We start from the raw sequence: 11649 nt of genomic DNA on the forward strand, positions 1-11649 counted from the left end.
GGGGAATCAGTCGTCGACCGGTCCGCCCCGAAGCCGCTTGGTTGCAGACCGCTTCGTTTTTCCCTCGAGTCGCCGCTGTTGAGAACCATAGGTTGGCTTGGTCGGCCGGCGGGGAGGAGGTGGTGGAGCGGCGGCCTCGCGGATCAGGTCGATCAAGCGCTCCAGAGCATCATCGCGGTTCCGTCGCTGAGAACGGTAGCGGTCGGCCTGGATCAACAGAATCCCGTTCTGGGTCACGCGGGAACCCGCCAGTTTGGCCAACCGGGCCTTCACATCAGGCGGAAGATTTGGCGAGGCTGCCACGTCGAATCTGAGCTGGACAGCCGAGTCGGTCTTGTTGACATGCTGTCCTCCGGGACCCGAGGCCCGGACGAACTCTTCATGGAGTTCGCTTTCGTCCAGGGAGATCCTATGGGTAACCCGGATCATGCCGAATTCTCCGGCGGCGCCTCGAGCGGATGGCGGGTGCGGAAGGCGCGGGCCAGCGCGGCGAAGCCGGCGACGTCGATCTCCTCCGCACGCGCGGTCGGGGCGATACCGGTCTCCTCAAGCAGCGCCTCGGCACTGCCGAGCGACTTCAGGCTCTGGCGCAGCATCTTGCGGCGCTGGCCGAAGGCGGCGGCGGTGACCTGCTCCAGCGCCCGCCAGTCGGCCGGTTCCGGATTGGCCCGCGGCGTCAGGTGGACGACCGTCGATTCGACCTTCGGCGGCGGGGTGAAGGCGCGCGGCGGCAGGTTGAACAGCACGCGGGCATCGGAGCGCCACTGGGTGATGACCGACAGCCGGCCATAGGCCTTGCTGCCCGGCTTCGCCACCAGCCGGTCGGCGACCTCCTTCTGGAACATCAGCGTCAGGCTGACATAGGCCTCGATCCGCGCCAGCCATCCGAGCAGAAGCGGTGTGGCGACATTGTAGGGCAGGTTGGCGACGATGGCGCGCGGCGCCGGCGCCAGCTCCTCCGGGTCGACGGTCAGGGCGTCGGCCTCGACGATGGACAGGCGGCCCTGCGAGGCCTCGATGACGTCGGCCAGGGCTTCGATGAAGCGGCGGTCGCGTTCGATGGCAATGACCTTCACCGCGTTGGTCGCCAGCAGCGCGCGGGTCAGGCCACCAGGGCCGGGACCGACCTCGATGGCTGTGGTGCCGGCAGGCAGGTTGGCCGAGCGCGCGATCCGTCCCGTCAGATTCAGGTCGAGCAGGAAATTCTGCCCCAGCGACTTGCGCGCCTCCAGCCCGAAGCGCGCGATCACGTCGCGCAGCGGCGGCAGGGCATGCGGGTCGAAAGCTGCCGGAGTGGGGGCGGGAGCGGCGGGGGCGGAGATCGGGTCGGTCATCCCCGACTTATAAGGCATCCCCCGCGCGCTTCACCAGACGGCAGTTTGCAACAGGGGCCAATGCGGGGGTCAGATCAGGCGGCGCAACGCCATCACGGCCACCACGCCGGCCACCACCGCGACCACCATCGGCACGCGCCGGGCGATCAGGCAGACGAAGGCGGCGGCCAGCGCGTCGGACGGGCGCGACAGCGCGGCCGGCGCCACCAGGGCCACCAGCACCGCACCGGGCGTCGCCTCCAGCGCCGCATTCGCCGCCGGACCCAGCCGCACCCGCGCGATCAGCCACGGCCCGCCGATCCGCGTCATCCAGGTGACCAGCGCCCCGCCCAGCACGATGGCGAAGACGCTCCAGTCCAGATGCAGGGCCTCAGGCATTGCGAATCCTCCTTTGCCCCTTCGCTTGGAGGGCCGCGACCGCCCCGCCGGCCACGGCGCCGGCCAGGATGTGCCAGGTTCCGCCGGACGACAGCACATGGACCGCCAGTGCGGCGGCGGCACTCGCCAGCCAGGGCGGCAGGGATCCGACTCCGCGCCAGAGCCCGGCCAGCAGGCAGAGGAAGACGGCGATGAAAGTGAAATCCAGTCCCCAGGCGGCGGGGTCGGCGATCAACGTGCCGGCCAGCGTCCCCGCCACCGTGCTGGACAGCCACGCCAGATAGAGCGTCGCCGCCACGCCGTACCAGTAGGCCAGCGACAGCTCCGGTCCGCGGCGCAGGGCCAGCGCCCACTGCTCGTCGGTCATGAAGAACAACGCCAGCCCTGCCCGTGCCCGGGACACGCCGCGGAAGCGCGGCTCCAGCGTCGCCCCCATCAGCAGGTGGCGCAGATTGACCAGCAGGATGGCACCGACCACCGCCAGCCCGGCGCTGCCCTTATCCAGAAGCTCGACCGCCACGAATTGGGAACTGCCGGCGAAGACCAGCGCGCTCATCAGCCCCATGTCGAGCGCCGACAGGCCGGCCTTGGCGGCGAGGCTGCCCAGGAGGAAGCCGAAGGGGATGGCGCCCGCCACGATGGGCAGGCTATGGACGACACCCGACGCGAAGTCCTGCCGCGGGGATGCCGGTACGGCGAAGCTGCCCGTGCTCATTTCTGTGCTCATGGGTGGGGACGCTAGGCGGCTGCGGCGGCCACGTCTTGGACGGGATTGCTGCCGCGGCGGTATTGGCCGGGAGAGACGCCGACCCGTCCCTTGAACACCCGGTTGAAATGCGCCTGATCGCAGAAACCGCAGGCCAGCGCCACGTCGGCCAGCGTCAGGGGACCCGCCAGCAGCCGCTTGGCCTGGGCGACCCGCCGGTCGGTCAGGTAGCCGTGTGGGGTCGTGCCCACCGCCGCCCGGAAGACACGCAGCAGATGGAAGCGGCTGAGCCCGGCGGCCTCCGCCAGATCGGCCAGTTCGACCGCGCTGTCGAGATGGGCGTCCAGATACTCCCGCGCGCGGCGGACCGCCGCCGGTTCCCGTCCCGCCTCGCGGGGCCGCGCCGTCAGGTCGCCATGGCGCAAGGCCAGGGCGGTGAAGGCGCGCAGCGCGTCGGTGTCGGTGCGCAGCGGTTCGCGGTCCGGCCCCTCCAGCCCATGGTGCAGGCCGCGCAGGACTTGGAACAGTTCCGGGTCGTCCAGTTCCATGGCAGAGAAATGCGGTGCCGCGGGCCGGCCCAGCGCATCGGTCATCGCCTGTTCGAACAGCGCCACCGACGGATAGAACATGCGGTAGGCATAGCCGTCCGCCGCCGGGCGGCCGTCATGCAGAACGTCCGGATCCAGAACCACCACCTGTCCGGCCTGCGCCACCCGTTCGGTGCCGCGGCAGCGGTAAAGCTCGGTCCCGGCGGTGATCACGCCGACCACGTAGGTCTCGTGCGTGTGCGGGGCGTAGCTGTGGCGCTGGAAGCGGGCGTTCAGGCATTCCATGCCGTCGAAACGCGCCTCCCGCCACAGCCGGGCGAAGTCGCCGCGGGCTGGCGTCTGTGGTAGTGCCGATTGCTGGTCCATGCCGCAGTCTAACAGGCGGGCGGCCCGGTCGTCTTGGACAGGATTGCTGGCGGCAGCCTCATGCGGGTGGCGCGTTACACTGTGTTACACAGCGTCAGCCTGGCCGATATCGTCCGGTTACAGTCGCGCGCGATCATGGCCGCCAACAAGAAGCGACACCGGATCGAGAACGACTGCCATGACCGTTTCCCACATGACCAATTCCAAAAGCTCCAATGCCAATACCACCATTTCAAGGACCATGACCCGCGACGTGGTGACGCCCGTCACCATCGTCACATTCGTCGTGTCCACCGTGACCGGCATCATGCTGCTTCTGCACTGGAACGCCGGACTGGTGCGGTTTTCACATGAGTGGCTGAGCGTGGTGTTCTCCGCCATCGCGCTGTGGCATCTGGCGAAGAACTGGCGCGCCTTCATGGGCTATCTGAAGCGGCACGCCGCCCGGGCGGCCTTCGCCGCCAGCCTGATTGTCTCTGTGGTCTTCACCGGCATGACCGGCACCACCGGCGGCGGCGCCAATCCGGGGGCGGTGTTCGGCGCCTTGTCCGGTGCCCGCCTGGAAGCCGCCGCTCCGGCGCTTGGACTGGCGCCGGACAAGGCGGTGGAAGTGCTGAAGGCTGCGAACATCGACGCCGCACCGGGCGAAACGCTGACAATGATCGGGGAGCGCGCCGGAAAGACCGGTGCAGCCATCGCCAGCATGCTGGCAGCGAAGCGGCCACGTTGAGGCGCACGGAATTCCCCCTCTTCCCGATGGGAAGAGGGGAAACTGCTAGGGTGGCGAAGGCGGTTACGACGCCTTCGCGATCTTCTTCTTCGGCGCGGCGGCTTCGGCAGGCGCATCCTTCGCCGCCTTGGCCTTGGTCGCCTTCTTTGCGGCCGGCTTCTTGGCTGCAGCCTTCGCCGGGGCCTTCGCCTTGGCGGGCTTCTCCGCCTCGGCACCGTCGGCCTTGGCCGGCTCGGCGTCCTTGGCTGCCTTGCCGCCCTTCTTGGCGGCATCCTTGGCGACCTTGGCGTCGATCAGTTCCAGCGCCTGTTCCAGCGTGACGCTGTCCGGCTCGGTTCCCTTGGGGATCGAGGCGTAGACGCTGGCGTGCTTCACATAAGGCCCGAAGCGGCCCGATCCCATGGTGATCGGCTTGCCGGTCTTCGGGTGGTCGCCCAGCGTCTTGGCCGGGGCCGAGGCCTTCTTTGCGGCACCGGCCAGCAGGTCGACGGCGCGGTTGATGCCGATGGTCAGCACGTCGTCGTCGGGCGTCAGCGACTTGTAGACGCTGCCATGCTTCAGGTAGGGACCGAAGCGGCCGATGCCGGCGCTGATCTCCTCGGCCGTTTCCGGATGGTTGCCGATGACGCGGGGCAGTGCCAGCAGCTTCAGCGCGGTGTCGAGATCGACGTCGGCCGCGGCCATGCCCTTGGGCAGGGAAACACGCTTGGGCTTCGGCGCCTCGTCCTTCTTCTTTTTCTTCGCCTTCGGCTTCTTGCCGTCCGCAGCAAGCTCCTCCGCGGGCGGCTCCTCCACCGGAGGGGCGGCGGCAGCGGGCACCGGGCCGAGCTGGATGTAGGCGCCGTAGGGGCCGCGGCGCACCGTCACCGGCAGGCCGGTCTCCGGATCGTTGCCCAGCTCGCGCGGGCCTTCCTGCGCCTCGCCGTTCTCGTCGTTGGCGACGGCCAGCGGCCGGGTGTAGCGGCACTCCGGATAGCGCGAGCAGCCGATGAAGGCGCCCATCTTGCCCAGCTTCAGCCCCAGCCGGCCCTCGCGGCAGACCGGGCAGACGCGCGGGTCATGGCCGTCCTCGGTGGCGGCCGGGAAGAAATGGGCGCCCAACTCGTTGTCGAGCGTGGTCAGCACCTGGGTGATCGTCAGGTCCTTGGTCCCGTTCACCGCCACGTCGAAGGCGGTCCAGAAATCGCGCAGGACGGTCTTCCAATCGATCTTGCCGTCGGAGATCTCGTCCAGCTGGTTCTCCAGCTCCGCCGTGAAGTTGTACTCCACATAGCGGTGGAAGAAGTTCTCCAGGAAGGCGGTGACCAGCCGGCCGCGGTCTTCGGGGATGAAGCGCCGCTTGTCCAGCCGCACGTAGTTGCGGTCCTGTAGCACCTGGAGGATCGAGGCGTAGGTCGACGGACGGCCGATCCCCAGCTCCTCCAGCTTCTTGACGAGGCTGGCTTCGGAATAGCGCGGCGGCGGCTGGGTGAAATGCTGTTCCGGATCGATGTCGCCGCGGGAAAGATCGTCGCCCTGGTCCATGGCAGGCAGCCGGCGTTCCTGCTGCTCGTCCTCGGCCGCGTCGTCGCGGTCTTCCTGATAGACTTTCAGGAAGCCGTCGAACACGACGATGGAGCCGGTGGCGCGCAGCACCACGTCCTTGGACGGGCTGGCGATGTCGACCGCCACCTGATCCAGCACGGCGCTTTCCATCTGGCTGGCCAGCGTGCGCTTCCAGATCAGCTCATAGAGCCGCAGTGCGTCACTTTCCAGATAGCCGGCCACCGAGTCGGGGCGGCGATGCAGGTCGGTCGGCCGGATGGCCTCGTGGGCCTCCTGGGCGTTCTTGGCGGCGGTCTTGTAGACGCGCGGCTGGGCCGGGACGTAGCGCTCGCCATACTGCGTGCCGATCAGGCCGCGGGCGCCGTCGATGGCCTCCTGCGACAGGCTGACGCCGTCGGTTCGCATATAGGTGATGAGGCCGACCGTCTCGCCGCCGATGTCCACGCCCTCATACAGCTTCTGCGCCGTGCGCATGGTGCGGGTGGCGCCGAAGCCCAGCTTGCGCGAGGCTTCCTGCTGCAGGGTGGAGGTGGTGAAGGGCGGCGACGGGTTGCGGCGGCTCTGCTTGCGCTCCACCGATGAGACGGCGAAGGCCTGCGGACGGATCCGCGCCACCGCGGCCTCGGCGGCCTCGCGGTTGGGCAGGCCGAACTTGTCGAGGCGCTTGCCGTCCAGCTGGGTCAGCGAGGCGGTGAAGGAGGCGCCGGCCGGCGTGGTGAAGCCCACCGCGATCGACCAGTATTCCTGCGGCTTGAAGACCTCGATCTCCGACTCGCGTTCGCAGATCAGGCGCAGCGCCACCGACTGCACGCGGCCGGCCGATTTGGAACCCGGCAGCTTGCGCCACAGCACCGGCGACAGGGTGAAGCCGACCAGATAATCCAGGGCGCGGCGCGCCAGATAGGCGTCGACCAGCTCCTGCGACACGGCGCGCGGGTTGGCCATGGCGGTCTGGACGGCCGACTTGGTGATCTCGTTGAAGGTGACGCGCTGGACGTCGCGGTTGTCGGACAGATGCTTTTCGCGAAGGAGTTCTGACAGATGCCAGGCGATGGCCTCTCCCTCGCGATCCGGATCGGTTGCGAGGTAGATGCGGTCGGCCGACTTCACCGCCTTGGCGATCTCGTCGATGTGGCGCTTGGAGCGGTCGCCCAGCTCCCATTCCATCGCGAAGTCTTCGTCCGGGCGCACCGAGCCGTCCCGGGCCGGTAGGTCGCGGACATGGCCGAAGCTGGCGATGACGGTGTAGTCGTCGCCCAGATACTTGTTGATGGTCTTCGCCTTGGCCGGCGATTCGACGATGACGACGTTGCTGCCCGGCAAGAAACCAGCCCTTCGCGTATGCCCACTCAAACCAAGGTGGCGCGATCAGGCGAGAGAGACCTGATGACCGGGAAGACGCTGGACTCGGCCGGCAAGCTCAAGTTCCAGAACCACGGTCAGCACCACCGGAGCGGACAATTGGCACCCGCGAACGAGTTCGTCAATGGTGACGGGTGAGGGACCGAGGTTTTCCAGCACCACGGCACGCGCCTTCGCAAGGTCGGATTCGTCGGGTTCCATCGCTCTGCCGGGGGTGAGGGAGGGGGCGCCGAACAGGTCGGGCTGCCGTTCCGCCAGCATCGGCGGGCGCAGGGTTTCGATGGCGCGCAGCACGTCGTCGCTGCGCTCCACCAGCGTGGCGCCCTGGCGCAGCAGGTTGTTGGTGCCATGGCAGCGGGGGTCGAGCGGAGAGCCCGGCACCGCCATCACCTCGCGCCCCTGCTCCAGCGCCATCCGCGCGGTGATCAGCGAACCGGAGCGCAAGGCCGCCTCCACCACCAGCACCCCCAGCGACAGGCCGGAGATCAGGCGGTTGCGACGGGGGAAGTGGCGGGCCTGCGGCTGGGTGCCGATGGCGCTTTCCGCCACCACCACGCCCTGCGCCAGGATGTCGCGGTACAGCCCCTCATTCTCCGGCGGATAGACGATGTCGATGCCGCCGGCCAGCACCGCGACGGTGCCGCTGGCCAGCGAGCCGGCATGGGCGGCGGTGTCGATGCCGCGGGCCAGACCGGAAACCACCAGCAGCCCGGCCGCCCCAAGGTCACGCGCCAGCGATTCGGCGAATTTCTTGCCATTCAGCGAGGCGTTCCGCGCTCCGACGATGGCGACCGCGCGCCGTTGCAGCAGATGGGCGTGGCCCATGACCGAGATCACCGGCGGCGCATCGTCCACCGCGGCCAGCGGCTCCGGGTAATCCGGTTCGCAGGCACAGAGCAGACGGGCGCCGAAGCGGCGGTTGGCTTGCATCTCCCGCTCGGCCTCCGCCTTGGGGGAGATGCGCAGCGGCTTGGCCCGCCCGCCGCGCCGCGCCAGATCCGGCAGCATGTCGAGCGCCTTGGCGGCGCTGCCATACTGGTCCAGCAGGCGGTGAAAGGTGATCGGCCCGACATTCTCCGTGCGGATGAGGCGGATCCAGTCGAGCCGTTCGGCGTCGGTCAAAGGGCGGCGAGGTTGTGTCATACCGGAAATATTTACAACCCGATGTCGGCTCGTTCAACATACATTCGCGTTATTTTGCTGTTTTCTATCGGTTTTGCTCCCGAGAGGGGAGGGGCGACATGTTTGAAGGGATGCTTGGATGGATGCCGGAGGTCAGGACCGGCAATGGACTGAAGCGAAATAATGTTATTATATCTAGTAATAAAATTACATTCACGAAGCGCAGTCAAAGATATTAGCTTTGATTGATCTTTAGATTCTGGGCATATGACTCATGATTACTCGACTTTGGTGATAGATGATTCTTCATTAAGCGTGCAATTGTCACAACCTGACAAGATTATCCTTATAGAAACTTCAGAAACCAACGCTATCATTCGTGTACATATCAGGATGCTCGAATGGGGTGGTTGATGTTCGGACGGGGAAAGCACACTCTGGCGCTCAAGCGCAGGATGGCGGCGCTCGATGCGCTGCGCGCCAAGGTGATGGTGGCGGATACCGATCTGACCATCGTCCAGCGCTGACCAAGCCGCACAGCGCCACCATCAAGGTCGGCGGGCATCAGTTCGACCTGCTGGTCACGCCGCTGACCGAGGACGGCCAGCGCATCGGGTTCGTCGTCGAATGGGCCGACGCCAAGGATCGGCTGCAGAACCTCGACTATGCCGCGCAGATGACGGCGATCAGCCGCTCGCAGGCGGTGATCGAGTTCACGACCGAGGGCGTCATCACCAAGGCCAACGAGAATTTCCTGAAGGTGATGGGCTATCGCCTGGACGAGGTCGTCGGCAAGAACCACAGCATGTTCGTCGAGACCGCGTACCGCGACAGTGCGGACTATGCCCGCTTCTGGGAAACGCTGCGGCGGGGCGAATTCCAGGCCGCGCAGTACAAGCGGATCGCCAAGTCCGGCAAGCCCGTGTGGATCGAAGGCGCCTACAACCCGATCCTCGACGAGACGGGACGGGTGGTCAAAGTGGTGAAGTTCGCGGTCGACGTGACCGCCCAGGTCATGCTGCTGAACAATTTGAAGATCATGATCGACAAGAATTTCGGCGAGGTCGATCAGGCGCTCCGCCTGTCGATGGGAGAGGCGGACTCCGCCAACAACGCCGCCGGCTCGACCTCGGCCAGCGTCCAGGCGGTGGCCGCGAGCGCTGAGGAACTGGTCGCCTCCATCGCCGAGATTTCCCAGAGCATGACCCGCGCCCGCGCGGCGACCGACGGCGCCTTCGACCGCACGGTGGCGGTGGCGGAAAGCACCGACCGGCTGGCGGCGGCGGCCCAGGCGATGAACGGCATCGTCGGGATGATCAACAGCATCGCCGGCCAGATCAACCTGCTGGCGCTGAACGCCACCATTGAGGCCGCCCGCGCCGGAGAGGCGGGGAAGGGCTTTGCCGTCGTTGCATCGGAGGTGAAGAACCTCGCCAACCAGGCCGGCAAGGCGACCGAGCAGATCTCCGCCGAGATCGAAGGCATCCAGTCGACCTCGGCCGAGGTCGCCACGGCATTGAGCGCCATCCGCGAAGCCGTCGCGGTGGTGCGCGAGCATGTGACCGGCACGGCGTCGGCGGTGGAGGAGCAGAGCGCCGTCACGCAGAACATGTCGTCCAACATGCAGAGCGCGTCGGCCGCCGTGGAGACGGTCACCTCCAACGTCGCAGCCATCTCCAGCGCGGTCGGTCAGGTGGCCGGTGCGGTCGAACGGACCAAGGAGGCGGCGCACGTTCTCGTGCGGTGACGCACGGGCGCTGACGGACACGAGGGCCGGGCGCCGCATCCCACGGCGCCCGGCCCTCGTGTCCGTCAGCGCTTATAGCCCGTCAGCGCTTATGGAAGGCCGGTGGACGCTTCTCGAAGAAGGCGGTGATGCCTTCCTTCGCTTCACCATGGTGCAGGGCTTCGACGAACAGGTCGCTTTCGCGGGCAAGCTGGGTGGCGAAGCTGCCATAGGCCAGTTCCATCAGCTTCTTGGCCCGGCCCATGGCACCGCTCGGCCCTTCGGCGACGGTCGTGGCCCAGGCGATTGCCCCGGCCAGCGCCTGTCCGGGGGCGGTGACGCGGTTGACCACGCCGGCCGCATGCAGACGCGCGGCATCGACCGGGCCGCCGGTCAGCATCAGCTCGGCATAGAGCTGCGGCGGCAGCGCGCGGGCGAGCGAGGCGGAGGCGCCGCCGTCGGCGGTCAGCCCGACCTTGACATAGGCGGTCAGGAACTGCGCGTCCTCCGCCGCGACGATCAGGTCGCAGGCCAGCGCCAGCGAGAAGCCGGCGCCGGCGGCCGGACCCTCCACTGCGGCGACGATCGGCTTAGGGCATTCGCGCATGGCACGGACCCAGCCGTGAAAGCGCTCGATGCCGTCCCGGTTCTCCGACCGTGACCGGCTGCCATGGTGATAGAGGTTGTTGAGATGCCCGCCCGAGCTGAAGGCGCCACCGGCGCCGGTCAGCACGATGGCACCGATGCCGGGGTCGTGCGTCGCCTCGTCCAGCGCATCGCGGCCGTCGGCCATCATCTTCAAGCCAAGCGCGTTGCGGGTGCCGGCGTCGCTCATGGTCAGCACCATGACGCGGCCCTGGCGCTCAACCGTCATGCTGCCGGTATCCTGACGTTCGTTCATGGTCGTTTCTTCCCCGGTTGTCATTGTCCGGCAGACGGATCCTCGCCGGATGGTGGAATGACTGTGCCAGTTGGGGAACGATGCTCCAATCCGTCCGACCGGTATAGGAGCGTCCCCGATCCCGCGGGAAACCGCTGTTTTTCCAGAATATCCCTTCCTACATTGGGGTGAGACCTATCGCCGCGCAAAGCCGTGGCGGCGTGGGACTGTGGCACCTGATTGTGCGGGGGGCAGGGCATGGCGCTGGCGGTGGACCGGCATGGCCGGGGCGGGAGAGGGGGACCGGTCGTCGCCATGGCCGCTCCGCCTTATGCCAACCGCACCGTGATCCTGGTCTGCGTGCTGGCCTTCGTCCTGCGGCTGCCGCCGGAATCCTTCGCCTTCGTCCCCGCCTATTTCTTCGGAACGGTCGAGCTGGCCGGGCCGTTGCCCACCGGCGCGTTGTGGCGCGGGCTGTTCGGCCATGTACTGGTTCACGGCGACCTCACGCATCTGCTGTCCAACATGGCGGTGCTGTGGCTCTTGGGCGATGTGGTGGAGCGGGAGGTCGGTCATCTCCGTTATCTGCTGCTGTTCCTTGCCGGAACGGTGGCGGCGGCGCTGACGGAGGGGCTGCTGGCCGCCGACCGGATGGCGCCGCTGATCGGGGCGAGCGGGGCGATCTGCGCGCTGATGGGAGCCTTCCTGTGGCTGCGCCCGCGCGCCGGCCTGATGTCGCGGCGCCTGCCGCGGCGGCTGGTGCAGGGAGCGATCCTGGTCTTCGCGCTGCTGAACGCGGCGATGACGCTCGTGCCGCTGAACGCCGAGTCCCCGCTGACCGAGGTCGGCTGGGGCGCCCACGCCGGTGGGCTGGCCGCCGGGCTGCTGCTGGGCGCCGTGCTGATCCTGCCCGGGCGAAGCCGGGTGAACGGCTGACTTCAGAAAGTGCCTT

General features: G+C 67.7%; 11 protein-coding genes. 3 read left to right on the top strand and 8 right to left on the bottom strand.

Annotated elements, in window-relative coordinates; all coding sequences use genetic code 11:
* Positions 1-6: 6 nt before the first annotated feature.
* The 5 genes from arfB to CRT60_RS26815 form a co-directional block, all read right to left on the bottom strand.
* On the bottom strand, positions 7-429 hold the full coding sequence (arfB, locus tag CRT60_RS26795; protein WP_098739555.1) for an alternative ribosome rescue aminoacyl-tRNA hydrolase ArfB: 423 nt from the start codon (positions 427-429) through the stop codon (positions 7-9).
* Positions 426-1334 (bottom strand): 16S rRNA (adenine(1518)-N(6)/adenine(1519)-N(6))-dimethyltransferase RsmA, encoded by a 909-nt coding sequence (rsmA, locus tag CRT60_RS26800; protein ID WP_098739556.1) that lies wholly within the window; start codon positions 1332-1334, stop codon positions 426-428. Before rsmA ends, arfB begins: the two co-directional genes overlap by 4 nt.
* Before the next feature lie 69 nt (positions 1335-1403).
* Entirely contained in the window at positions 1404-1712 is a 309-nt protein-coding gene (locus tag CRT60_RS26805) for an AzlD family protein (protein WP_098739557.1), read from the bottom strand.
* On the bottom strand, positions 1705-2427 hold the full coding sequence (locus tag CRT60_RS26810; protein ID WP_098739558.1) for an AzlC family ABC transporter permease: 723 nt from the start codon (positions 2425-2427) through the stop codon (positions 1705-1707). Before CRT60_RS26810 ends, CRT60_RS26805 begins: the two co-directional genes overlap by 8 nt.
* A 23-nt stretch (positions 2428-2450) precedes the next feature.
* Complete coding sequence (locus tag CRT60_RS26815) at positions 2451-3332, bottom strand: helix-turn-helix transcriptional regulator (RefSeq protein ID WP_098739559.1); 882 nt, start codon at positions 3330-3332, stop codon at positions 2451-2453.
* A gap of 178 nt (positions 3333-3510) precedes the next feature.
* Here CRT60_RS26815 and CRT60_RS26820 point away from each other — a divergent pair, with 178 nt between their 5' ends.
* On the top strand, positions 3511-4062 hold the full coding sequence (locus CRT60_RS26820) for a DUF4405 domain-containing protein (protein ID WP_244592773.1): 552 nt from the start codon (positions 3511-3513) through the stop codon (positions 4060-4062).
* 63 nt (positions 4063-4125) lie between these two features.
* Here the strand turns inward: CRT60_RS26820 and topA are convergent, their stop codons facing one another.
* Together topA and dprA are read right to left on the bottom strand one after the other, a co-directional pair.
* A complete protein-coding gene (gene topA, locus CRT60_RS26825; RefSeq protein WP_098739560.1) occupies positions 4126-6930 on the bottom strand; it encodes a type I DNA topoisomerase in 2805 nt (934 codons plus the stop codon).
* Positions 6931-6975: 45 nt separating this feature from the next.
* Positions 6976-8112 (bottom strand): DNA-processing protein DprA, encoded by a 1137-nt coding sequence (dprA, locus tag CRT60_RS26830; RefSeq protein ID WP_098739561.1) that lies wholly within the window; start codon positions 8110-8112, stop codon positions 6976-6978.
* A gap of 385 nt (positions 8113-8497) precedes the next feature.
* Between dprA and CRT60_RS26835 the strand changes: the two genes are divergently transcribed.
* Complete coding sequence (locus CRT60_RS26835) at positions 8498-9838, top strand: methyl-accepting chemotaxis protein (RefSeq protein WP_244592774.1); 1341 nt, start codon at positions 8498-8500, stop codon at positions 9836-9838.
* Positions 9839-9920: 82 nt separating this feature from the next.
* On the opposite strand, the gene CRT60_RS26840 is transcribed toward CRT60_RS26835, so the two are convergent.
* Positions 9921-10718, bottom strand: coding sequence for an oxepin-CoA hydrolase, alternative type (locus tag CRT60_RS26840; RefSeq protein ID WP_098739562.1), 798 nt, complete (start codon positions 10716-10718; stop codon positions 9921-9923).
* A gap of 237 nt (positions 10719-10955) precedes the next feature.
* Here CRT60_RS26840 and CRT60_RS26845 point away from each other — a divergent pair, with 237 nt between their 5' ends.
* Positions 10956-11633: a rhomboid family intramembrane serine protease gene (locus tag CRT60_RS26845; protein WP_098739563.1), complete on the top strand. Its 678-nt coding sequence runs from the start codon at positions 10956-10958 to the stop codon at positions 11631-11633.
* The last annotated feature ends 16 nt before the right edge of the window (positions 11634-11649 follow it).

It is taken from the genome of Azospirillum palustre, from assembly GCF_002573965.1.
In the GTDB taxonomy this organism is placed as follows: domain Bacteria; phylum Pseudomonadota; class Alphaproteobacteria; order Azospirillales; family Azospirillaceae; genus Azospirillum; species Azospirillum palustre.